We start from the raw sequence: 21756 nt of genomic DNA, 5'->3' as shown, positions 1-21756 counted from the left end.
AAAGGCCGAGAGGGCCCCGGCACAGGGCCCCCTCACTCTCTCTCGCCCCTCGTCAGTCTTCGCTGCGGACCGCCGCCATGTTGCGTACACGCTGCTTGAAGTCCATCGGGATCAGAACCTGAACCCGTCCGACAGGGTGCTGCCACATCCCGTCATGGCCTTCGGCGGACATGAGTTGCGCGACGGTCATCCCCCGGAGCGGCTCGGCGTGGATGACGGCCTTGACCCCTGCGGCGCGAAGCTCCTTGCCCTTTTCGTGCTGGGTCGACAACGTGCTCCACCGTTCCCGGTAGGTCTCTCCTGTCGGGATCTCCTCCCAGGTGTCCGGGCGCGTGGGCTGTGCGATGAGCTGTTCACGTCGCGCGTCCAACCGCTTGTACGCCTCCCGGTACTCCTGCTTGCCCAGCTCACTGGAGTAGAGGCCCGCCTCGCGGTCCTCCCTCAGGTCCGAGAGGGCGCGGTTCACTTCCTCGATGTCGCGCGTGTAGTCCACGCCCGGCCGGAAGACCTTCCGGACGATCTCGACGTCCCCGGCAGCGAGGAGGAACGCCTTTCCCACGGCGTCCTCCAGCGTGTGCGCCGCGATGCCCTTGCTTCCGGTCGGACACGGCTTGTGCGTGGTACGGGAGGCGCAGCGGTAGTAGGGCCAGTTACGGCCAGGGCCGAGATACGCCGGCTCCCCACATGTGCAGAACGCGACCCGGAGCAAGGGCGACCCACCCTTGCGGTTGCCGTTGCGCTTGCTGGTGTTCTCGTCCAGCTTCTTGTTGGCCAGCTCCCACTCCTCGTGCGTGATCAGAGGCTCCGCGCGCTGAAGCGGCTGACCGTCCGCGTCCCGGACGACCCGGCGTTGTGTCGTCTTCTTCCCGTCGACCATCACCTCCTCGGACACCTCCATCTGCCCCAGGATGCAGCGGGAACGTACGACCTTGGCCGTGTTCGCGGCGGTCCAGCGGCTGCCCTTCGGGGTCTTGCCGCTACGGATCATCTGGGCGTCGAGTGAGGTCGGGGTCTTCGACACGTCCTCGTTGAGCCACTGCGCGATGCTGTTCGCCGACTCGCCCGTGAGGAGACGGCGGACGATCTCACGGAGCGTGCCGGCAGTGTCGGTCCCGTAGTCGTCCGGGACGAGCTTCCATCCGTCGCCGGTCTCCTGTTTCTTCTCCCGGTAGCCGTACGGAGTGCGGCCGCCGCGCCAGCGCCCCTCCTTCACGAGGTGGTTGTACGAGGACTTGGCCCGCGCCTTGATGGCTTCGAGCTCCCCTTCCGCGAAGGACGCGATCAGGCTGAGGAGGAGCTTCCCCATCTGCGTGTTGAGGTTGATCCCGTCCTCGACGGTGGCGACCTCCTTGCGCCAACGTCTACGGCTGGGGCGAGAACAAGGGCCGTACCGAGGAGATCCTCGGCTCGTGGTTCGCCAAGGGAGGCGACCGCCGGGACAAGGTCGTCCTCGCCACCAAGCTGTACGGCCACATGGGCGCCCGTGAGCCCTGGCCCAACGACGACAAGCTGTCCGCCCTCAACATCCGCCGCGCCGCCGACGCCAGCCATCCGAACCGCATACCGCCACCCCTTGTGCGCGATGCGTGACACAGGGGAGAGGGAGAACGAGCATGGCGAGAGTTCTGGGTGTGGTCCGTCTGTCGAGGGGAAGCGGCTGGGCACCGACCACATCGACCTGTACCAGTTCCACCACGTCGACCGCTCCACCCCCTGGGACGAGATCTGGCAGGCGATGGACGTCCTCGTCCAGCAGGGCAAGATCCTCTACGTCGGGTCGAGCAACTTCGCGGGCTGGAACATCGCCCAGGCCAACGAGACCGCGCGCCGCCGCCACTCCTACGGCCTGGTGAGCGAGCAGTGCCTGTTCAACCTCGCCGAGCGCCGCGCGGAGATGGAGGTCATCCCGGCGGCGCAGGAGTACGGCCTGGGCGTCATCGCCTGGTCACCGCTGCACGGCGGCCTGCTGGGCGGGGCGATCCGCAAGGAGCGGGAGGGCAGTGCGCGGCGCGGCGCCACGGGCCGGTCCGCCGAAGCGCTGGCCAACAGCGGGCAGCGCGAGCAGATCCAGGCCTACGAGGACCTGCTCGACAAGCACGGGCTGGAGCCCGGCGAGACGGCGCTCGCCTGGCTGCTGACCAGGCCGGGCGTCACCGGCCCGATCGTCGGTCCGCGCACCGTGGACCAGCTGGCGTCGGGGCTGCGCGCGACGGAGCTGGAGCTGTCGGAGGAGCTGCTCGCCTCGCTCGACGAGATCTTCCCGGGGCCGGGCCCCTCGCCGGAGGCCTTCGCCTGGTGACGGCCGACGGAGGCCTTCGCCCGGTGCCGCCGAGCGGAGGTCTTCATCCGGTGCCACCGGACGGAGATCCGCGCAGGGTGATGGCGGCCCGGCAGGGGCCGCGCCACGCCCTCGCCCGCCGCTCTCCCGCCCGGGTGCGGAGCGGCGGGGACGCGAGAGCGGCGGCCGTGCTCAGCCGAGCGCGGCCGCCACGGCGACGACGACGAGTATCAGCACGAGCGCGCCGCTGACGATCCGGGTTCTAATCTTCGGGTCCACGCTTCGAGGTTAGCGGGGCCGGAGCCCGCAGCTCCGACCACCCCTCGCCCGCCTCTCACGCGCCCCTCGCTCCGGTCACTCCCCGACCGGTCCGGCCCCACCCCGGTGACCGCCCCCGCCGAAGGGCCGCACTCCGGTCACTCCCCGAGCGGCCACGCCCCCACCGTCTCGTACCGGGGCTGCTGCCCCGCGACCCCCGCCACCGGCGGATGGCTGCGGACCAGGCACAGCTCCCGGACGGTCCACGGGCTGCCGGCGAACTCCGCCAGCTCCGCCACGTACGGGCGCAGATCCGCGTCCCCGCGGTTGCGGGCGATGGTGAGGTGCGGGGTGAAGTGCCGGTGGTCGTCGAAGCGGACCCCGGCCCGGCGACCGGCCGCGGAGGCCGTGTCCGCCAGGTGCCGCATGGCCTCGCGGTCGCCGTCGGCGCCCGCCCAGAGCGCGCGGGACCCGAACCGTCCGCCGCCCGCGAGCCGCAGCTCGTACGGGCCGTGCCGGTGTGCGGCGCGGGCCAGCCGCTCGCGGAGCTCCGGCACGACGTCCTCCGGTACCTCCCCGTAGAAGGCGAGGGTGAAGTGCCAGCTCTCGTGGCCCGTCCAGCGCAGCTCACCGGCGGTGGGCAGCGCGTGCAGGGTGCGGACCTCGTCGGCGAGCTCCGCGACGGCCTCCTCGGGCGGCAGCACAGCGGCGAAGAGTCTCATCGAGTCAGTCTCGCGCATGGGAACGACACCGGTGAGCGGTTCGCGGACAGCTTCCGACCGACTCCGCCCCGCTCAGGCAGCCGCCGCCAGCTTCTCCTCCGGCGAGGGCGCGCGGGCCACGAACTCCAGATGCCGGTGTCCGCGCCGCAGGTCGACCTTGAGGCGCAGCCCGCCGACCCGGGCCAGGATCAGGCCGACCCCGACCGCCGCGGCCAGCGACACCAGACCGCCGGCGACGAAGCCGACGCGGGCCCCGTAGACGTCCGTGAGCCGGCCGACGATCGGCGCGCCGACCGGCGTACCGCCCATGAAGACCATCATGAACAGGCTCATCACCCGGCCGCGCATGGCCGGATCGGTGGCGAGCTGCACACTGCTGTTCGCGGTGACGTTGATCGTCAGGCCGAAGGCGCCGATCGGCACCAGCAGCGCGGCGAAGACCCAGAAGGTGGGCGCCAGGGCCGCGGTGATCTCCAGCAGGCCGAAGAGCACCGCCGCTCCCACGAGCAGCCGCAGCCGTGAGGTGCCGCGGCGGGCCGCGAGGAGGGCGCCGATCAGCGAACCGGCCGCCATCAGCGTGTTGAGCAGGCCGTAGGTGCCGGCGCCGGCGTGGAAGATGTCGTCGACGAAGGCGGTCAGCCAGATCGGGAAGTTGAAGCCGAAGGTGCCGATGAAGCCGACCAGGACGATCGGCCAGATCAGGTCGGGGCGGGCCGCGACGTAGCGCAGGCCCTCCCTCAGCTGTCCCTTGCCGCGCGGGGCGGTGTCGACCCGGTGCAGTTCGGCGGTGCGCATCAGCAGCAGGCCGGCGATGGGCGCGATGAACGACAGCCCGTTGAGCAGGAATGCCCAGCCGCTGCCCACGGCGGTGATGAGGACACCGGCGACGGCGGGGCCCACCAGCCGGGCGGACTGGAAGTTGGCGGAGTTCAGGCTGACGGCGTTGCGCAGCTCGGCCGGCCCGACCATCTCGGCGACGAAGGCCTGCCGGGCCGGGTTGTCGACCACGGTGACCACACCGAGGAGGGTGGCCATCAGATAGACGTGCCAGACCTGGACCTGGCCGCTGAGGGTGAGGACGGCGAGCGCGAGGCCGGTGAGGCCCATCGCGGTCTGGGTGATGAGGAGCAGCTGCCGCTTGGGGAACCGGTCGGCGATCACACCGCCGTAGAGCCCGAGGAGCAGCATGGGCAGGAACTGCAGGGCCGTGGTGATGCCCACGGCCGCCGAGGATCCGGTGAGGCTGAGCACCAGCCAGTCCTGGGCGATGCGCTGCATCCAGGTACCGGTGTTGGAGACCACCTGTCCGGTGGCGAAGAGCCGGTAGTTACGTATCTTCAGGGAGCTGAAGGTGGAGCCGCGCGGCTTCGCGGTGACGGTGTCGTCTTCGGGGGTGTTCGGTGCGGGTGCGGAGTCTGCTCCGGGTCCCGTACTCAACGTGGGTTCGCCTCCTCGTCGTGCGTGCGGTCGTCGTCTCACCCGTGCACGGCCTGCCGACGCGGGCTCCGCGCCGCGCTGCTACAGGTGCGCGAGTTTCTCCAGAACGGGCGCTGCGGCACGCAGCGCGGCCCATTCCTCATCGTCGAGCCGCCCCGCCAGCTCCGCGAGCCAGGCATTCCGCTTCCGGCGGCTCTCTTCGAGCATGCTTTCGGCCCGCTCCGTCTGGGTCACCACCTTCTGGCGGCGGTCCTCCGGGTGCGGCTCCAGCCGGACCAGCCCCTTGGCCTCCAGCATCGCCACGATGCGCGTCATCGACGGCGGCTGCACGTGCTCCTTGCGCGCCAGCTCGCCCGGTGTCGCGGAGCCGCAGCGGGCCAGGGTGCCCAGCACCGACATCTCCGTCGGGCTCAGCGACTCGTCGACCCGCTGGTGCTTCAGCCGGCGGGACAGGCGCATCACGGCGGACCGCAGTGCGTTCACGGCTTGGGCGTCGGCTGCGGCGACGTCCGGGGCTCCCCCCGCCGTAGGAAGGGGGCGGGCAGGTTCCGACATGTCTTTAGCCTAACTCATTACCCATGCTAAGGACCAAGGGAATGCGGTGTGACTCCAGCCGCACTCACCCGAACGAGTGACGTGGGGCCGGAAACCGCCCCCACTCCGCCCCGGCCGTCGGGACCGTACGGGGATGGGATCAGATGTGCTCAGCCTGCGACTGGACGGTGAGCTGCTCGACCGGATCCGGGAGCACGCCGCGAAACGCGGCATGAGCGTCCAGGACTACGTGATCCGGACGCTCATGCGCGACGACTTCGACGAGCGGTTCAGAACGGCGGTCGACGCCACCGCCCGCTTCTACGGCGGGGAGACCCCCACGGGCCGGATACCGCCGCCTGCCCGGATACCGCCGCCCATGGAAGGGACCGACGGACTGCCGGGATCACGTGATCGGCGGAGGGATCACGAGACGCCGAGGGCCTCCTCGATCGGGCCGAGCAGGAAGTAGACGAGGAAGCAGAACCCGACGGCGTTCAGCAGCCACGGCACCGTACGGAACCGGCCCGTCGCCGCGCGGAACAGGATGAACGACAGCACGCCGATGCCGATGCCGTTGGTGATGCTGTAGGTGAACGGCATCGAGATCATCGTCAGGAAGGCCGGGGCCGCGACGGTGTAGTCGCTCCAGTCGATCTCCCGGACGTTCGCGGCCATGATCAGGAAGCCGACCACCAGCAGCGCCGGGGTCGCCGCCTGCGACGGGACGACCGTCGCCAGCGGAGTGAAGACCAGGGCCAGCAGGAAGAGCCCGCCGGTGACCACGTTGGCCAGGCCGGTGCGCGCCCCCTCGCCGACGCCCGCCGTGGACTCCACGAAGCAGGTCGTCGCCGAGGCGGAGCCGAGACCTCCCGCCGCGACCGCGGCGGAGTCCACCATCAGGACCTTGCCCATGCCCGGCATCTGGCCGTTCTCGTCGGTCAGTCCGGCCTCCTCGCCGACGCCGATGATCGTGCCCATCGCGTCGAAGAACGCCGACAGCAGCACGGTGAAGACGAACAGGCAGCCGGTGATGACGCCGACCTCGTGGAAGCCGCCGAAGAGACTGACGTCACCGATCAGCCCGAAGTCCGGGGTGTCCACGATCTTGCTCGGCACCTCGGGGACGGTGAGACCCCACGCCTTGCCGGGGATGTCCTCGACGGCGTTGACCACGATCGCGATCACGGTCATCGTCACGATGCCGATGAGGATGGCGCCCTTGGCCTTCCGGATCACCAGCACGAAGGTGAACGCCAGCCCGATCACGAAGATCAGGACCGGCCAGCCCTCCAGCCGGCCGCCGGTGCCCAGGCCGAGCGGGACGGTGGTGTGCGCGGCGTCCGGGTTGCGGGTCACGAACCCGGCGTCGACCAGCCCGATCAGCGCGATGAACAGACCGATGCCGATGGCGATCGCCCGTCGCAGCCCGGCCGGGATGGCGTCCAGGACCCGCTGCCGCAGCCCCGAGGCGACCAGGATCATCAGCACCAGACCGGCCAGGACGACCATGCCCATCGCGTCCGGCCAGCTCATCTTGGGGGCGAGCTGGAGCGAGACGACGGCGTTGATGCCGAGGCCGGCGGCGAGCGCGATCGGGACGTTGCCGATGACGCCCATGAGGACGGTCGTCAGACCGGCCAGCAGCGCGGTCGCGGTGACCAGCTGCGCCGTGTCCAGGTGGTGGCCGTACTTGTCCACGCCCGAGCCGAGGATGATCGGGTTCAGCACGATGATGTAGGCCATCGCAAAGAACGTGGCCAGCCCGCCGCGGATCTCCCGGGAGATCGTCGAGCCCCGCTCGGAGATCTTGAAGAACCGGTCCAGCGGATTCTCCGGCGACGGGTGGTGGTGCGGGGGCGGGGAGTCGACCGGGGTCGAGGCCGAGGAGGGCATACGGGACCTCAGTGGTACGGGCCGGGAGGCGGGGAGTCGGCCGAAGAGGCCGGGAGCACGACCGGGCGCGACTTGGATGAATGAACGAACAAATCAAGTCGAATCCTGGAACCGGGTCAGTATGAATGCATAACCCAAAGATCACCATCTCCGCGCGTAGACCCAAGGGGCACGTGCCGTCGGGCCCCGCGGCAGGGGCCCGTAAGCTGTGCGCATGACGAAGTGGAGACCCAGGCACGAGGCCCCGGAGCCGCTCGAGGGCAACGTCGTCGGGACCGTTCTGGGCGGCACCGTCCTGTGGTTCGTCCTCTTCCTCGTCCAGCTCCCGTTCTACGGCTGGTTCGACGCGCACGGGTCTCTGTGGTGGCTGTGGACCTGCCTGGCCGGTGCCGGGCTGGGTCTCATCGGCCTCTGGTACGTGCGCCGGCGGGAGGCCGCCATCCAGCGGGCGGAGTCCGAACGGGCCGGACAGGACCGGGGCCCGGACGGCACCACGGCGGCCTGAACCGTCCGCCGGGCCGCGGCACGGCCCGGCGTCCTTCCACCGCTCTCCGAAGGGTGGCGGGCCCGTTCCCCCCGTACGGTCGTAACCATGACCGAGCGGTCGCCGACCGGCAGCGCGCGGCCGGAGCCGACCGGGGACCCGGGGGCGCGGCGGACCATCGACGCGGGGCCGGAACTCGACCCCGTCCACCCCGTCTCCCCGCCCGGAACCGGGCGCCCCGCCGGCTCCGCGCGCGGACTGACCGCCGCCGAGGTCGCCGAACGGGTGGCGCGCGGCGAGGTCAACGACGTCCCGGTGCGTTCGTCCCGGTCCACCGCGGAGATCGTCCGCGCCAATGTGTTCACCCGCTTCAACGCGATCATCGGCACGCTGTTCCTGATCATCCTGGTGGTCGGCCCGATCCAGGACGGCCTCTTCGGCTTCGTCATCGTCGCCAACACGGCGATCGGCATCGTCCAGGAGCTACGGGCCAAGCGGACCCTCGACCACCTGGCCGTGATCGGCGAGGCGCGGCCCGTCGTCCGCCGGGACGGCGCCTCCACCCCCATCCCCACCGCGGCCATCGTGCTGGGGGACCTCGTCGAGCTCGGCCCCGGCGACAAGGCGGTCGTCGACGGCGTGGTGGCCGAGGCCGACGGCCTGGAGATCGACGAGTCGCTGCTCACCGGTGAGGCCGACCCCGTGCTCAAGCACCCCGGCGACCGCGTGATGTCGGGCAGTTTCGTGGTCGCGGGCGGCGGCGCGTTCACCGCCACCCGGGTCGGCCGCGAGGCCTACGCCGCCCAGCTCGCCGAGGAGGCGTCCCGCTTCACCCTGGTCTCCTCGGAGCTGCGCAGCGGCATCGACCGGATCCTCAAGTACGTGACCTGGATGATGGTGCCGACCGCGATCGGCCTGATCATCAGCCAGAGCGTCGTCCAGGAGCACGACTGGCGGGAGGCCGTGCGCCGGATGGTGGCGGGCATCGTGCCGATGGTCCCGGAGGGCCTGGTGCTGCTCACCTCGGTGGCGTTCGCGATCGGTGTGGTCCGGCTGGGGCGGAAGCAGTGCCTGGTCCAGGAGCTGCCCGCGATCGAGGGGCTGGCCCGGGTCGACGTGGTCTGCCTGGACAAGACCGGCACCCTCACCGAGGGCGGGATGGACGTCGCGGCGCTGCGGCCGCTGGGCGACGCCGACGAGGGGTATCTGCGGCGGGCGCTCGGCGCGCTCGGCGCTTCCGATCCGCGGCCCAACGCCAGCCTGCGGGCCATCGCCGAGGCCTACCCGGACGGGCAGGGCTGGCGGTGCACCGGGGCGCTGCCGTTCTCCTCCGCCCGCAAGTACAGCGCCGCCCGCTTCCGCGAGGAGAACGGGCGGACCGGCACGTGGCTGCTGGGGGCGCCCGATGTGCTGCTGCCCGCCGGTGACCCGGTGCTCGCCGAGACCGGGCGGCTGGATGCCCAGGGCCTGCGGGTGCTGCTGCTGGCCCGCTCCGAGCGGGAGCCGGACGACCCGGAGGCCGCCCGGGACGTGGTGCCCGGCGCGCTGGTCGTCCTGGAGCAGCGGCTGCGGCCCGACGCCGGGGACACCCTGCGCTACTTCGACGAGCAGCGGGTCGACGCGAAGGTGATCTCCGGGGACAACGCGGTGTCGGTCGGCGCGGTGGCCGGGAAGCTGGGCCTGCCCGGCTCCGACGCCCCGGTGGACGCCCGCGAACTGCCCGGGGAGACGGACCGGATGGCCGGGGCGCTCGACGACGGCACCGTCTTCGGCCGGGTCACCCCGCAGCAGAAGCGGGACATGGTGGGCGCGCTCCAGTCGCACGGGCACACCGTGGCGATGACCGGCGACGGGGTGAACGACGTGCTGGCCCTGAAGGACGCCGACATCGGGGTCTCCATGGGCTCCGGCTCCGAGGCGACCCGGGCGGTCGCGCAGATCGTGCTGCTGAACAACAGCTTCGCGACCCTGCCGTCGGTGGTGGCCGAGGGCCGCCGGGTGATCGGCAACATCACCCGGGTCGCGACCCTGTTCCTCACCAAGACCGTGTACTCGGTGCTGCTGGCGATCCTGGTGATCTGCTCCCAGGTGCCGTACCCGTTCCTCCCCCGGCATCTGACGCTGCTGTCCACGCTCACCATCGGCGTCCCGGCGTTCTTCCTGGCCCTCGCCCCGAACCGGGAGCGGGCGAAGCCGCACTTCGTCCGGCGGGTGATGCGGTACGCGGTGCCGGCGGGCCTGATCGCCGGGGCGGCCACCTTCGCCACGTATCTGCTGGCCCGGCACTACTACACCGGCCCGGACACCCTGCCCGCCGAGACCAGTACGGCGACGCTGACCCTGTTCCTGATCGCCCTGTGGGTGCTGGTGATCATCGCCCGGCCGTACACCTGGTGGCGGGTGGTTCTGGTGCTCGCGATGGCGGCGGGCTTCCTGGTCGTGATCATCACGCCGTGGCTGCAGACGTTCTTCCAGCTGAAACTGGTCGGCACGGCGATGCCCTGGACCGCCGTCGGCATCGCGGCGCTGGCGGCGGTGGCTCTGGAGGCGGCCTGGTGGGTGGTCCGCCGCAAGCTCCCGGACTGAGCCGGGCGGCGGGCGGCGCTCGCCCCGCCGCCTCCGCGGCCTGCGCTACCGGTCGAACCAGCGGTCCCGCGCCAGTTCCTCCGTCCGCGACGGGTCCTCCAGCAGCGCCGCCACCTCGAACCGGCGCGGCCACTCGCCCGCCGCCCAGGCCAGGCCCGCCGCCACGCCCTCCAGCGTCGCCGCGTGCAGCACCCCGTCCGGGGTGTGCCGCCAGTCGGTCTCCACGCCGTCGACGACCAGCTCCTCGTGCTCGACGTAGCTCTCGGGGGTCGCCGGGCCGAGCAGCGTGCGCACCGCCTCGGGCACCTCGTGGGTCTCCCCCGCGCCGGAGCCGACCCGGCCCTCGTACGCCTCGCTGAGCCGCGACACCTGCAACAGCTCCGCCAGGTCCGCCGCCCGGGTCGGCCGGACCGGCAGCAGTGCCCGGCCCGCGGCGAGCGGCATCAGGTCGGGGGCGTCGGCGATCAGCGCGTCGGCCGCGTCCACGACCCGCACCTCGCCGTCCGCCACGGCCCGCAGCTCGTCCGGGAGCGTGACCTGCTCCGGGTCGAGGCCGGCGAGCGCGCTGTACAGGGCGTGCAGCTGGGCGGCCGTCACCGGACGGTCCGGGTCGGCGAGCCGGCCGAGGAGTTCGGCGGCGCCGCCCGGCTCGTCGAGCAGCGCCGCGACGGAGGTGCGGACGCCCAGGGCGCGCAGCACCTGCTCGTCCTCGAAACCGTGCGCGTCGGCGGACTCGTAGAGCCCGGCGAGCAGCGGGTCCCCGCCCGCGGCCCGGAGTCCGGCCGGGCGGCGGCCGTCCAGCACCGGGTGGCCGCGGAGCCACCAGGCGGTGTACGGGCGGACGGACTCGGTCGTACCGTCCGGCAGCAGCACCCGCACGGGCGCGGTCAGCGCGTCCCGCAGCGGCGGCTGCGCGAGCAGGGCGAGCGCCTGGGGCCAGGCCTCGTCGTCGACCAGGTCGAGGTCGCGGACGGCGACGATCTCGGTGGCGACGGGCGGCACCGGGGTGTCCGGCAGCCGGTCGAGCACGTCCTCGCACCAGACGTCCACGGAGTCCAGCAGCCCGGCGTCGTCGGGCTCGGCGAAGTCGCCGTCGCGGGGCTCCAGTTCGTCCGGGTCGAGCACCACGTCCGTGGCCCTGACCAGGGCGAAGTTCGCCAGCACCCCGACGGCCGTGAGCGGCTGTTCGCCCCAGCGCTCGGCCAGCTCCGGGTCGCAGGCCGCCAGCTCGCCCTCCCGGATGATCTGCTCGAACGGGCTGCCGGGAAGGACGAGTTCACCGGCCGGGGCCGGCTCGCCCTCGTCGTCGGGGAGCGCGAGCGCCGCCAGCCAGGGCTCGTCGCCCGGTTCGAGCCGGGCGTCCCGCACCAGCCCGAGCACGGCCTCGGCCAGCTCCTCGGCGTCCAGGGCGTCCTCGTCCCAGATCTCCCCGCTGTCGAGCGACCCGGCGACGGCGGCCCGCACCTGCGCGGTGGTGAGCACGGCCCGCGGGGTGGCCGGGGTGGCGCCCAGCTTCTCCAGGAGCGGGTGGGCGGCGTCGGGGTGAGCGACCTTCAGGCCGAGCCGGGCGAGGGTGGCCGCGCTGGTCGGCCCGGCGGTGGAAGCGTCGGCCGGGGTGCCGGACGCGGGGATCCGGGTCGCGCCGACGACCACGTCGGCGAGGTCCGGACGGCGCTGTTCCGCCGCGCTGTCGTCGGCGCCCGGCAGCGGCAGCAGCACCTGCCGGGGGCCGATGGTGGTCCGGCCGTCGGCCAGCGGCACGGGCAGGCCACTGAGCCGGTCCGGGTCGGTGCCGGCGAGGCTGTCGTAGAGCCGCCGCCACCAGGCGGGGGCGCGCTCGACGCCGGCGAGCCGGTCGATGGCCTCGCCCAGCGGCACCCGGGCGACCCCGAGCGCCCGCAGTTCGGGCCGCCGTTCCAGACCGGCGGGCAGCAGGCTGGGGAACAGCTCGGCGAGGACGCGCACCGTGGCGTCCCCGGCGCCCTCGACGATCTCGGCATCGGTCGCGCGCAGCGCGTGCGCCTCGGCGCGCGGGCCGCCGGGCGCCTCGCCGTCCCAGCCGGTGTGCCGGGTGCCGCGCTCCTCGGGCCGCAGGTCGGCGGCGTCCCAGGCACCGGCGGGACCGTCCTCCTCCGCGTCCGGGGCGAGCGGCGCCGCGCTGGGCAGGAACGGGACACCCGGCAGCAGCCGCAGCACGGAGTCCCGGAGCCGGCTGTCGAGCTCGCCGCGGCCGAGCGGCCCCGGGACCAGGTCGATGGTGCCGGTGCCGACGGGGTGCCAGTCCCGCAGCAGCTCCGCGTACGCCTCGGCCGCCCGCTCCACCAGGAAGTCGGTGAGCGGCCCGGGCGCGGCGTGCCGGCGGGTCGGCTCCAGCGGCAGGGAGGCGATCAGCAGAGCGGGCAGGCCGAGGGGCTCGTCGGTGGGGGTGGGCGCGTGCACCACGGGGGCGGTGCCGGGCCGGGCCGGTGCGCCGTCCGCCGCGTCGTCGACGGGCACCGCCCAGGTCACGGACCAGGCGGGGCGGAGCCGTTCCTCCAGGGGGCGGTCGGCGAGGAGCTTCTCGTCCAGCCGGCCGCCGGCGGCGGTGGTACGCCAGCGCGTGGTCCGCGCGGCCCCGGAGCCGGAGCTGTCCTCGATCACCACGTACGGGCCGTCCCGACGGCTCGTCAGCGTCCGTACCCCGTCGGGGGTTTCCGTGATGATCTCGGACAGGCCCGGCAGGGTGAGCAGGGTCGCGTCGTCGATCCCGGCGAGCAGCCGGGCCGCGAGGTCCGCGGCGGCGCCGTCGCGCAGCGGCAGGACCACGGCCGTGTCGTAGCCGACGGGCGCGCTCCCCTCCGCGGGCATCGGCAGCCGCAGCAGCGGCACGTGGCCGTCGCGGCGGCGCAGTTCGTCGCCGAGGCCGGGCCCGGCGGCCGCGGCCCGCGCCGCGAGTTCCCGCGCCTCGGCGAGGGACCAGCGCACGCCTCCGGTCCGGCCGACGACGGCCGGCTCGTCGCTGACCGCGAGCACCGCCGAGAAGCCGACGCCGAACCGGCCGACGGAGCGCGCGTCGTCCTCGTCCCGCTTGGCCGAGGCCCGCAGGGTGGACAGCGACTCCACGCCGGCGGCGTCGAGCGGGGCGCCGGTGTTGGCGGCGGCGAGCACGGCGGGGGCGTCGCCCTCGGCGGGGCGGAGCGTCAGCCGGAGCCGGCCGGGCACCCCGGCGCGGGCGGCGGCGTCGGCGGCGTTCTGGGCCAGTTCGACGACCAGCCGGTCGCGGTAGCCGCCGAGGACCAGGTCCTCCTCGGCGTTGGCGTCCTCCCGGAACCGGGCGGGCGAGGCGGCCCACGCGTCCAGCACACCGCGTCGCAGCCGCGCCGTCCCGAACGGGTCCGCCCCGTCGTCCGTCGCCTGCACCATCGCCGTGCCGCCCACGTGTCGCTCCCTCTCCCGGACCACCGACTGTCAGCGCCGAACGTACCGCTATCCGGGCCGGAAGGACGTCCGCACCCCCTGCCGGTGCTCCGGGACGCGCCACGGCGGCCGGAAGCGGCGGCTCGGGGGCGGTGGCGGTGGGGCCGACGGCGGCCCGGCCGGTGGCGGACGTGACCGACGGCACAACGTCCGGGGCGCCCGGGCAGCCCGGGCAGTCGCGGAAGGGTCCGGTCGCCGCCCCGGAGAGGATTCCGGAGGCGGCCGGAGGGAACGGGCCGGGTCGTCCCGACCTGCCGGAGAGAACCCGTCGGACCTACAGGGAAGAACCTGCCGGCCCAGGAAGAGCCCCGCCGCCCCTCAGGAGTGGCCGAGTTCTTCCTCCGGAGCGGTCTCCTCCACCGAGCCGCCCGCCCGTTCCGGATGCAGCGGCATCGGGTCGACCTTCGTCTCGTCGATCACCGGCGGCGCGGGGCGCGACGGCTGCGGCATCACCGCGGCCTCCGAGTGGGCGCCGCAGCCGTACGAGAGGGAGACCACCCGGCCGTCGGCGGGCGCGAACTCGTTGGCGCAGACCCCGAACGCCTGCCGCAGCGAACCGGCGAGCGGCACCAGGAACGCGCAGGTCGAACAGGAGGCGGGCGCGGCCTGCGCCATCGGCGTCCTGGCGCCGTACGCCTCGTCCCAGCGGTCCGCCGCGGTGTGCAGTCCGTAGCGGGAGAGGACCCGTGCCCGCCGCATGCCGAGCTCCTCGGCAACGGCCGAGATGCTGCCCCGGGCCGGCGGGACGACCGGCGGCGCCGCGGTGGCCGCCGCCCCGTCGGTCGCGGCCGCTTCCGGTGCGGCGGGCTCGGCCGCGTCGCGCGCCTGCTCCTCGGAGACCACGGAGTTGGGCGGCGGGGCGTCCTCGCCGGAGAAGCCGGGCTCCAGCCGCAGATCCTCCGCCTCGGTCGGCAGGAGGTCGCCGGGGCCCAGGTCGCCGGGCCGGAGCCGCTCGCTCCACGGCACCCACTCCGGTGCCAGCAGGGCGTCGGAGCCGGGCAGCAGCACCGTTTCGTCGAGCGTGACGGACTTGGCGCGCGAGGCGCGGGCGACCGTCACCGCCCAGCGCCAGCCCCGGTACGCCGGTTCCCGGCAGGCGAAGAAGTGCGTGACCACGCGGTCGCCGTCCGCGACGACACCGAGGTGCTCGCCCACGGAGTCCTCTCCGGCGGCCTCCACGGCCGCGGCCAGGGCGAGGTCGACCGCCTCGGCGCACAGGCGGTCTGGGGTACGGCTTCGCATCGTCGCAGCACTCACAAGAATCGATTCTCTCCTACGCCGTCTGACGAGTGCGCCGGACGGACCGGCCGCGGAACCGAGGGGCACGGGCGGAGCGGACCGGAGGACCGCGTCGACGTCCGCGCCCGATCGGCCTGGGCGCACCTGTTCTCCCCATTCTGCGGGATCGCGGACAGGCGCGCGGCCAAGAACGACCGCCGTTGGCGCGCTGGTGCTGTGACCGGGAAGGTCTACCGGGATCTCACGGTGTCCGGTCACCTCCCGGCCCGGAGGCCGGGGAGTACCGGGGCGAACCCCCTCGTACCGGGCGAAGCAGGGCGACGCCGGGACGCGGTCAGGTGTCGTACCGGACGCCGCGAGCCGGTGAACCTTCCCGGTCACAGCACTGCGCACGCTACCCCCATCGGGCGCTCCGGTCCCACCCTCCCCCGACTTCGTCCCGCGAGGAGTCCGCATCCGCGCCGCCGTCCGGCGGAAAGACCCGGCGGCGTCCGGGCACCGGCGGTCTGGGAACGCCGAGTCGGGGCAGTATGACGGAGTGGCAGCCGACTGGTCGTCCGACGGCAGGGGTCCGCTCCGCCGCGTGGGCGCGGCGGTCGGCCGGGCCCTGCATCTGCCGTTCACCGCCACGGCCCGCGGCATCCGGCGCGCCACCCATGCGCACGGCGCGGGCGAGTCCGGCCTCGGCAAGCTGATCGAACTGCACGCGGTGAACGCCGCCGGGGACATGATGATCACCGTCGCCCTGGCGTCCACCGTCTTCTTCTCGGTCCCCACCGATGAGGCGCGGGGGCGGGTCGCGCTCTATCTCGCCGTCACCATGGCCCCGTTCGTGCTGCTGGCCCCGGTCGTCGGCCCGCTGCTCGACCGGCTGCCGCACGGCCGCCGCGCCGCGATGGCCGGCTCGATGCTGACCCGGGCGGTGCTCGCGCTCACCATGTCCGGCGCCGTCGCGACCGGCGGTCTGGAGCTCTATCCGGCGGCGCTCGGGGTGCTGGTGGCGTCCAAGGCGTACGGCGTGGTCCGCAGCGCCGTGGTGCCGCGGCTGCTGCCGCCCCGGTTCGCGCTGGTCAAGGCGAACTCCCGGGTCACGCTGGCGGGCCTGCTGGCCACCGGCGTGGCGGCGCCCATCGGCGCCGGACTCCAGGCGATCGGCCCCACCTGGCCGTTGTACGGGGCCTGCGCGGTGTTCTCGCTGGGCGCCTTCCTGGCGTTCACGCTGCCGCCCAAGGTGGACTCGGCGAAGGGCGAGGCGAAGGCCCGCTTCCTCACCCATGCCCACGGGCGCGCCCCGGGCGCCGGCGAGGAGCACGAGCCGGGGGTGGTGGGCGCGGGGGCGACCCGGGTCCGCCACGGCCCGCTCGGGCTTGCCCGGCTGCGCCGCGGCCGGGGTGCGGAGCCGAGGCCCCGGCGGCCGGGGCTGCGCACCGTCGGGCCGTCCGTGCTGCACGGCCTGCAGGCGAACGCCACCCACCGGGCGCTCTCCGGATTCCTGATCTTCTTCCTGGCGTTCCTGCTGCGCGAGCACCCGCTGGGCGGGCTGAGCGCCGCCTTCTCGCTGGGACTGGTGGGCGTCGCGGCGGGCACCGGAAACGCCCTGGGCACCGCCGTCGGGGCGTGGCTGAAGGCCCGCGGGCCGGAAGTGATCATCGCGACGGTGCTGGGGCTGGCGCTGGGCGCGACCGTCACCGCCGCCGTGTTCTTCAACCCCGTGACGCTGGCCGTGGTCACCGCGACGGCGGGCTTCACCCAGGCGCTGTCCAAGCTGTCGCTGGACGCGCTGATCCAGCGGGACGTGCCGGAGGAGGTGCGGACCTCGGCGTTCGCCCGCTCCGAGACGCTGCTCCAGATGTCCTGGGTGGTGGGCGGCGCGATCGGCATCTCGTTGCCGCTGAACGGTGTGTTCGGGATGGCCGTGGCGTCCGCGATGGTCGCCGCGGGGGTGATCGTCACCGTCCGGGGGCTGCTCGCGGCCGCGCGGCGCGGCACGCCGCACCCCCGCGTGGCGTGAGGAGAGCGGCCCGATAGCCTTCGCGCATGAGCATTGCCACGCGGCGGAGCCGCCTTTCGATGCAGACCACGGGCCGGACCGTCCGCACCGTCGCCGCCGTCGGCGCTGCGGTCTTCGGGCTCGTGGCCCTCTCCGCCTGCGAGAAGCCGACCCCGCTCGCCACCGTCACGGTGGGCTCGGAGTCGGTGCACAGCGAAGCCGCCTGCTACAACGACGGCAAGGCGCTCTCCCCGAAGGACCTGCGCCACTGCATCAGCGCCAAGTCCGACAAGAAGCTCACGGTCAGCGAGGGCCAGCGGATCAGCGTGGGTGTCGACCCGGACATCGCCGAGTCCGGCTGGGCCATGGTGGTCAACGGCCAGGGCACGATGTCCGAGGCCAGCAAGGACACCTACCGGAGCTTCGACTTCGACCAGATCTTCGCCCCGCAGCAGAGCCCCACGGGCGCCGCGGCGGCCCCGAAGACCGCGCAGGTCGCGATCATCGAGGTGGGCAAGGGCGGCAAGGCCAAGGGCGCCTGGCAGTTCACCCTGAACCGGGCGTCCTCCTGACGGACGCTCCTCCCCGGCCGAAGGGCACAGCCTGATGCGCGTCCTCGTCGTCACCGCCGTCCCGGCGGAGTCCGAGGCCGTCACGGCCGGCCTCCGCGCAGCGCACCCCGCGCCGGACACCTCCGACGCCCCCGAGTCGGTTCCGCTGCCGGGCCGCACCCTGCTGCGGGTGCCGTGCCCGGCGCCGGGCGGCGGCGCTCCGGGTGCCGGGCTCGTGGTGGACGTCCTCGCGGGCGGGGTCGGTCCGGGCGCATCCGCCGCCGCGACGGCCGGCGCCGTCATGGCCGCTGCGCTGCACGGCCACCCCTACGACCTGGTGGTCTCCGCCGGGATCGGGGGCGGGTTCGCCGGGACCGCGCCCGTCGGCTCGGTGGTGGTGGCCGACACGATCGTCGCCGCCGACCTCGGCGCCGAGACCCCGGAGGGCTTCCTGCCCGTCACCGAGCTGGGCTTCGGCACCAGCGCCCACCGGCCGCCCGCCGCACTCTCGCGCGCCCTGGCCGCCGCCGCGCCCGCCGCGTCCGGCCCGGTGCTGACCGTGTCGACCGTCACCGGCAGCGCCGCGCGCGCCGCCGAGCTGGCCGCCCGGTGCCCCGGCGCCGCGGCGGAGGCGATGGAGGGCTTCGGAGTCGCCGAGGCCGCCGCCGCGCACGGCGTCCCGGTTCTGGAGCTCCGGGCCGTCTCCAACCCGGTGGGTCCGCGGGACCGCGCCGCCTGGCGGATCGGCCCGGCGCTGACCGCGCTCTCCGGCGCCTGCGGCGCCCTCGTGTCCGTACTCCACGCCTGGGAGGGGCCCGTCTCATGAGCGAAGCACTGCGGATCGCGTACTCGCCGTGCCCGAACGACACCTTCGTCTTCCACGCCTGGGCCCACGGCCTCGTCCCCGGGGCGCCCGGGCTGGACGTGACCTTCGCCGACATCGACATCACCAACGGCATGGCCGAGCGCGGCGAACTGGACGTGCTCAAGGTGTCGTACGCGGTCCTGCCGTGGATCCTCGACGACTACGCGCTGCTGCCGTGCGGCGGTGCGCTCGGCCGGGGCTGCGGGCCGCTGGTGCTGACCCGGGCGCCGGACGGCGAGGACGGGGGCGTGACCGGGCCGGCGGCGCTCGCCGGACGGACGGTCGCCGTGCCGAGCGAGCGGTCCACCGCCTATCTGCTGTTCCGGCTGTGGGCGGCGGCCGAGGTGCCCGGCGGGGTCGGGGACGTCGTCGTCCTCCCGTTCCACGAGATCATGCCCGCCGTGCGGGACGGCAAGGTCGACGCCGGACTCGTCATCCACGAGGCCCGCTTCACCTACCCCGACTACGGGCTGCACCGGCTCGCCGACATGGGCGAGCACTGGGAGGCCACGACCGGGCTGCCGATCCCGCTCGGCGCCATCGTCGCCAAGCGGTCACTGGGCGAGGAGCGGCTGCGCGCACTGGCCGAGGCCGCGCGGGCCTCGGTGCGGATGGCGTGGGCCGACCCGGAGGCCTCCCGCGGTTACGTCCTGGAGCACGCCCAGGAGATGGACCCGTCCGTGGCCGACCGGCACATCGGGCTGTACGTCAACGAGTTCACCGCCGGTCTCGGCGAGGACGGCTACGCCGCCGTGCGCGGGCTGCTCACCCGCGCGGCGGCCGAGGGGCTGGTGCCGCCGCTCGGCCCGGACGCGCTGGACTTCGTCCCGTCCGCCGGCTGACCGGTCGTTCCGGAGCGGGGAAACGGCTCCGGAACGACACCGTGGACCGGTCCCCACGGGACCGGTCCACGCACATCACGTCGTCGGGGCGCTCAGACGTCCAGCTGGTCGGCGACTGCCCGGAGCATGCCGGCGATCTTGTTGCCGTGCGCCTTGTCCGGGTAGCGGCCCCGCTCCAGCTGCTGGGAGACGCTCTCCAGCAGGGTGGTCAGGTCCTGGACGATCGAGGCCAGCTCGTCCGGTTTGCGGCGCTGTGCGGCGGCGATGGAGGGCGCCGGGTCGAGCACGCTCACCGACAGCGCCTGATCCCCGCGGTTACCCGCCACCACGCCGAACTCGACGCGCTGTCCCGGCTTGAGAGTGTCCACTCCGGGCGGGAGCACGGAGGAGTGCACGAAGACATCGCCGCCGTCGTCGCGGGAGAGAAAGCCGAAGCCCTTCTCGCTGTTGAACCACTTGACCTTGCCGGTAGGCACGTCCGTCCTCGTCCTCGTACTCGTCGGGGAAACACACACAAAACAGCTCTGGATAGCATGAGAGCGGGCCGTGAGACCCGCCACGTCCAAGGCTAATGGTCCCGTGCCTGGTGACAAGACGTCGCCGGGTGGTTCCTCAGCGCTCCTGACGCCGATCTACCCTGGACCCATGAGCGGTACTCCTTCTTCCGCGGGTGACCGGCTGGTCCGGGCCGGCGCGATCGTGTTCCTCGTCGGCGCCCTCGCCACCGTCGCCACCATGGCTCCGCTGTTCCTGGGCGCGGATCCGCTGCCCGCGCCCGCGTACTTCGTGTGCATGCTGATGGGCGCCGGCTTCGTGATCGCCGGCGCCGGGGTGCTGCGGTCGATCGCCGCCGGACGCCGTCAGGCGCGCTCGGCCCGGTAGCCCTCCAGCCACGCCGGGAACGCGGTGAGGTCCGGCAGGACCACGTCCGCACCGGCGGCGCGGAGTTCGTCCTCCCCGAACGGGCCGGTGGCCACCGCCACGGACAGCGCGCCCGCGGCCCGGGCGCCCCGGATGTCGCCGGTGTGGTCCCCGACGTAGACGGCCGCGCCGTGCTCGCGCAGCGCCTCCGCCTTGGCCTCCGCCCACAGCCACCCGATGACCGCGTCGGTGTCGATGCCGAGGTGCTTCAGGTGCAGTTCGGCGTTGGGCTGGTGCTTGGCGGTGACCACGATCGCCCGGCCGCCCCCGCCGCGCACGGCGGCTATCGCCTCCCCCACGCCGGGCAGCGCGAGGGTCGGGGCGATCGCGTGGTCCGGGTAGATCGCACGGTACCGGTCCGCCATGGCCGGGATCCGGTCGTCCGGGAACCAGTACGCCAGCTCCTCCTCCAGCGGCGGACCGAGCCGGGTGATCGCGAGGTCGGCGTCGATGTGCGTCCCGGTCTCGGCGGCCAGCGCGAGGTACGCGGCCTTGATGCCGGGGCGGGAGTCGATGAGGGTCATGTCGAGGTCGAAGCCGACCGTCAGGGGATGCGTGGGCATGGCAGCCATTGTGCCGTCGCCCCGGCGGAGCACCCCCCGGACTTTCCCCCCCGACCTCACCGGCCCCGCGGCCGTTGCCTCGCCCGCCACACCAGGAAGAGCGCCGAGGCGACGGCCGCCGTGCGCAGCGCCACCGGCCAGGTCTCACCGAGCGCCGCGGCCATCCCGTCCTTCGGGACGGGCTCCCCCCAGCGCCCCTCGACCCGCCCCCACAGCCAGACGACGGCACTCGCCGCGACCAGCCCCGGCAGCCCGAGTGCCGCGAACTTCGCCTCGATCCGGGACAGTCGGCGCGTGCCGTACGCAACGACCCACCCCAGGCCCAGCAGCACCAGATTCCCCAGCACGGCCCCCGCCACCAGCAGCCCGGCGGCGATCAGCAGCAGCGGACTGAGCGGCGCCCGCGTCTCCTCCCGGCGCCGCGCGAACACCTTCCGCACCAGCCCGGCCCCCCGGGCCCGCGGGGCCGGCTTCTCCTCCGCCTTGGCGGGCTCCGGGGCGCTCTCCACCGCGGCGCGCTCCGGCGGTTCGAGCATCTCGGGGATCTCGATCCCCCCGCTGAACCCCGGAACGGACTGCCCCGGCCCGCCGAACGGCCCCGGCTCGACCCGCCACCAGTCGGTGACCGGCACCCGCGGCCCGAGCTCGTCCTCCCCCGCCAGATGCGGCGGCGCGGCGCCGGACGCCTGCCGCTGCGCGGGCACATGGGGCTTCACCAACGGCACGGCGGCCGGCGACGGAACGTCGGGCGACTCCCGCACGCCCCCGGCCGCGCCGCCCACCACCTCGTCCGGCGTGCCCAGCTTCCCCAGGATCCGCTTCACCGCCGCGGGACTGTCGGCCCCGCCGGCCCGCTGCTGCTCGATCTCCGCGCGCAGCCGGGTGACCAGCCGCATCCGGTCCCCGGACGGCATCTGCTGCTGCTGAGCCAGGTCCCCGACCTTGCTCAGATAGTCGAAGACGACCCGATCGCTCTCGATCCCCACCAAATCCCCTGCGGGCGCGCACTGGTTGACGACCTCCTCGACGGTACCGGCTACACCGCCGATTGCCCCCATGGCACACACCCCGGGACAACGAAGGTCCGGAACCACTCGCACACTCACCGGCACACGAGGGGACGGGGTGAAGGCA

The 21756-nt window shown here is 73.8% G+C and carries 18 protein-coding genes and 1 pseudogene; 9 read left to right on the top strand and 10 right to left on the bottom strand.

Annotated elements, in window-relative coordinates; all coding sequences use genetic code 11:
• Positions 1–52 precede the first annotated feature (52 nt).
• Positions 53–1306, bottom strand: coding sequence for a recombinase family protein (locus tag ACFYYR_RS16760; RefSeq protein WP_388853029.1), 1254 nt, complete (start codon positions 1304–1306; stop codon positions 53–55).
• Between the two features lie 92 nt (positions 1307–1398).
• On the opposite strand from ACFYYR_RS16760, the pseudogene ACFYYR_RS16755 reads away from it, so the two are divergent.
• A pseudogene (locus ACFYYR_RS16755) lies at positions 1399–2299 on the top strand (aldo/keto reductase).
• Between the two features lie 395 nt (positions 2300–2694).
• Here ACFYYR_RS16755 and thpR read toward each other — a convergent pair.
• The 3 genes from thpR to ACFYYR_RS16740 all read right to left on the bottom strand — a co-directional run bounded on the left by thpR (position 2695) and on the right by ACFYYR_RS16740 (position 5250).
• Positions 2695–3258, bottom strand: a complete 564-nt coding sequence (thpR, locus tag ACFYYR_RS16750; RefSeq protein WP_388853026.1) for an RNA 2',3'-cyclic phosphodiesterase — start codon at positions 3256–3258, stop codon at positions 2695–2697.
• A gap of 72 nt (positions 3259–3330) precedes the next feature.
• On the bottom strand, positions 3331–4695 hold the full coding sequence (locus ACFYYR_RS16745) for an MFS transporter (protein WP_388853023.1): 1365 nt from the start codon (positions 4693–4695) through the stop codon (positions 3331–3333).
• Positions 4696–4776: 81 nt separating this feature from the next.
• Complete coding sequence (locus tag ACFYYR_RS16740; protein ID WP_388853020.1) at positions 4777–5250, bottom strand: MarR family winged helix-turn-helix transcriptional regulator; 474 nt, start codon at positions 5248–5250, stop codon at positions 4777–4779.
• Between the two features lie 133 nt (positions 5251–5383).
• Here ACFYYR_RS16740 and ACFYYR_RS16735 point away from each other — a divergent pair, with 133 nt between their 5' ends.
• The gene (locus ACFYYR_RS16735) at positions 5384–5701 is read left to right on the top strand and encodes a hypothetical protein (RefSeq protein ID WP_388853017.1); all 318 of its coding nucleotides are present in this window, start codon (positions 5384–5386) and stop codon (positions 5699–5701) included.
• Here ACFYYR_RS16735 and ACFYYR_RS16730 read toward each other — a convergent pair.
• A complete protein-coding gene (locus ACFYYR_RS16730) occupies positions 5656–7125 on the bottom strand; it encodes an NCS2 family permease (protein ID WP_388853014.1) in 1470 nt (489 codons plus the stop codon). The two genes, ACFYYR_RS16735 and ACFYYR_RS16730, sit on opposite strands and share 46 nt — an antisense overlap.
• A 214-nt stretch (positions 7126–7339) precedes the next feature.
• Between ACFYYR_RS16730 and ACFYYR_RS16725 the strand changes: the two genes are divergently transcribed.
• Together ACFYYR_RS16725 and ACFYYR_RS16720 are read left to right on the top strand one after the other, a co-directional pair.
• Positions 7340–7630: a DUF2530 domain-containing protein gene (locus ACFYYR_RS16725; RefSeq protein WP_388853011.1), complete on the top strand. Its 291-nt coding sequence runs from the start codon at positions 7340–7342 to the stop codon at positions 7628–7630.
• A gap of 87 nt (positions 7631–7717) precedes the next feature.
• Entirely contained in the window at positions 7718–10195 is a 2478-nt protein-coding gene (locus ACFYYR_RS16720) for a cation-translocating P-type ATPase (RefSeq protein ID WP_388853008.1), read from the top strand.
• A 45-nt stretch (positions 10196–10240) separates the two neighbouring features.
• Here the strand turns inward: ACFYYR_RS16720 and ACFYYR_RS16715 are convergent, their stop codons facing one another.
• Entirely contained in the window at positions 10241–13597 is a 3357-nt protein-coding gene (locus tag ACFYYR_RS16715; RefSeq protein ID WP_388853551.1) for a sacsin N-terminal ATP-binding-like domain-containing protein, read from the bottom strand.
• Between the two features lie 372 nt (positions 13598–13969).
• On the bottom strand, positions 13970–14893 hold the full coding sequence (locus ACFYYR_RS16710; RefSeq protein WP_388853005.1) for a DUF3027 domain-containing protein: 924 nt from the start codon (positions 14891–14893) through the stop codon (positions 13970–13972).
• A gap of 535 nt (positions 14894–15428) precedes the next feature.
• Here ACFYYR_RS16710 and ACFYYR_RS16705 point away from each other — a divergent pair.
• From ACFYYR_RS16705 to ACFYYR_RS16690, 4 genes are read left to right on the top strand one after another with little or no spacing between them, the layout of a single operon-like run.
• Positions 15429–16901, top strand: coding sequence for an MFS transporter (locus tag ACFYYR_RS16705; protein WP_388853002.1), 1473 nt, complete (start codon positions 15429–15431; stop codon positions 16899–16901).
• A 26-nt stretch (positions 16902–16927) separates the two neighbouring features.
• Positions 16928–17452, top strand: a complete 525-nt coding sequence (locus tag ACFYYR_RS16700) for a hypothetical protein (RefSeq protein WP_388852999.1) — start codon at positions 16928–16930, stop codon at positions 17450–17452.
• 34 nt (positions 17453–17486) lie between these two features.
• A complete protein-coding gene (locus ACFYYR_RS16695; protein WP_388852996.1) occupies positions 17487–18257 on the top strand; it encodes a futalosine hydrolase in 771 nt (256 codons plus the stop codon).
• On the top strand, positions 18254–19138 hold the full coding sequence (locus ACFYYR_RS16690; protein WP_388852993.1) for a 1,4-dihydroxy-6-naphthoate synthase: 885 nt from the start codon (positions 18254–18256) through the stop codon (positions 19136–19138). Before ACFYYR_RS16695 ends, ACFYYR_RS16690 begins: the two co-directional genes overlap by 4 nt.
• A gap of 92 nt (positions 19139–19230) precedes the next feature.
• On the opposite strand, the gene ACFYYR_RS16685 is transcribed toward ACFYYR_RS16690, so the two are convergent.
• The gene (locus ACFYYR_RS16685) at positions 19231–19614 is read right to left on the bottom strand and encodes a cold-shock protein (RefSeq protein ID WP_351513270.1); all 384 of its coding nucleotides are present in this window, start codon (positions 19612–19614) and stop codon (positions 19231–19233) included.
• Positions 19615–19783: 169 nt separating this feature from the next.
• Between ACFYYR_RS16685 and ACFYYR_RS16680 the strand changes: the two genes are divergently transcribed.
• A complete protein-coding gene (locus ACFYYR_RS16680) occupies positions 19784–20020 on the top strand; it encodes a hypothetical protein (protein ID WP_388852989.1) in 237 nt (78 codons plus the stop codon).
• Here ACFYYR_RS16680 and ACFYYR_RS16675 read toward each other — a convergent pair.
• Positions 19999–20631, bottom strand: a complete 633-nt coding sequence (locus ACFYYR_RS16675; protein WP_388852986.1) for an HAD family hydrolase — start codon at positions 20629–20631, stop codon at positions 19999–20001. The two genes, ACFYYR_RS16680 and ACFYYR_RS16675, sit on opposite strands and share 22 nt — an antisense overlap.
• 47 nt (positions 20632–20678) lie before the next feature.
• Positions 20679–21608 carry a hypothetical protein gene (locus ACFYYR_RS16670; RefSeq protein WP_388853548.1) on the bottom strand — a complete coding sequence of 310 codons (930 nt, stop codon included), beginning with the start codon at positions 21606–21608 and terminating at the stop codon, positions 20679–20681.
• Between the last annotated feature and the right edge of the window lie 148 nt (positions 21609–21756).

It is taken from the genome of Streptomyces sp. NPDC001922 (assembly GCF_042891165.1).
In the GTDB taxonomy this organism is placed as follows: domain Bacteria; phylum Actinomycetota; class Actinomycetes; order Streptomycetales; family Streptomycetaceae; genus Streptomyces.
This window is presented reverse-complemented; position numbering and strand designations above follow the sequence as displayed.

What these genes read in the sequence shown, in the direction of transcription:
- ACFYYR_RS16720 (WP_388853008.1), top strand. Translation starts at nt 7,718, where the DNA reads ATGACCGAGCGGTCGCCGACCGGCAGCGCGCGGCCGGAGCCGACCGGG.
- ACFYYR_RS16730 (WP_388853014.1), bottom strand. Translation starts at nt 7,125, where the DNA reads ATGCCCTCCTCGGCCTCGACCCCGGTCGACTCCCCGCCCCCGCACCAC.
- ACFYYR_RS16735 (WP_388853017.1), top strand. Translation starts at nt 5,384, where the DNA reads ATGGGATCAGATGTGCTCAGCCTGCGACTGGACGGTGAGCTGCTCGAC.
- ACFYYR_RS16700 (WP_388852999.1), top strand. Translation starts at nt 16,928, where the DNA reads ATGAGCATTGCCACGCGGCGGAGCCGCCTTTCGATGCAGACCACGGGC.
- ACFYYR_RS16710 (WP_388853005.1), bottom strand. Translation starts at nt 14,893, where the DNA reads ATGCGAAGCCGTACCCCAGACCGCCTGTGCGCCGAGGCGGTCGACCTC.
- ACFYYR_RS16725 (WP_388853011.1), top strand. Translation starts at nt 7,340, where the DNA reads ATGACGAAGTGGAGACCCAGGCACGAGGCCCCGGAGCCGCTCGAGGGC.
- ACFYYR_RS16695 (WP_388852996.1), top strand. Translation starts at nt 17,487, where the DNA reads ATGCGCGTCCTCGTCGTCACCGCCGTCCCGGCGGAGTCCGAGGCCGTC.
- ACFYYR_RS16675 (WP_388852986.1), bottom strand. Translation starts at nt 20,631, where the DNA reads ATGGCTGCCATGCCCACGCATCCCCTGACGGTCGGCTTCGACCTCGAC.
- ACFYYR_RS16760 (WP_388853029.1), bottom strand. Translation starts at nt 1,306, where the DNA reads ATGGGGAAGCTCCTCCTCAGCCTGATCGCGTCCTTCGCGGAAGGGGAG.
- ACFYYR_RS16690 (WP_388852993.1), top strand. Translation starts at nt 18,254, where the DNA reads ATGAGCGAAGCACTGCGGATCGCGTACTCGCCGTGCCCGAACGACACC.
- thpR (WP_388853026.1), bottom strand. Translation starts at nt 3,258, where the DNA reads ATGAGACTCTTCGCCGCTGTGCTGCCGCCCGAGGAGGCCGTCGCGGAG.
- ACFYYR_RS16715 (WP_388853551.1), bottom strand. Translation starts at nt 13,597, where the DNA reads ATGGTGCAGGCGACGGACGACGGGGCGGACCCGTTCGGGACGGCGCGG.
- ACFYYR_RS16680 (WP_388852989.1), top strand. Translation starts at nt 19,784, where the DNA reads ATGAGCGGTACTCCTTCTTCCGCGGGTGACCGGCTGGTCCGGGCCGGC.
- ACFYYR_RS16740 (WP_388853020.1), bottom strand. Translation starts at nt 5,250, where the DNA reads ATGTCGGAACCTGCCCGCCCCCTTCCTACGGCGGGGGGAGCCCCGGAC.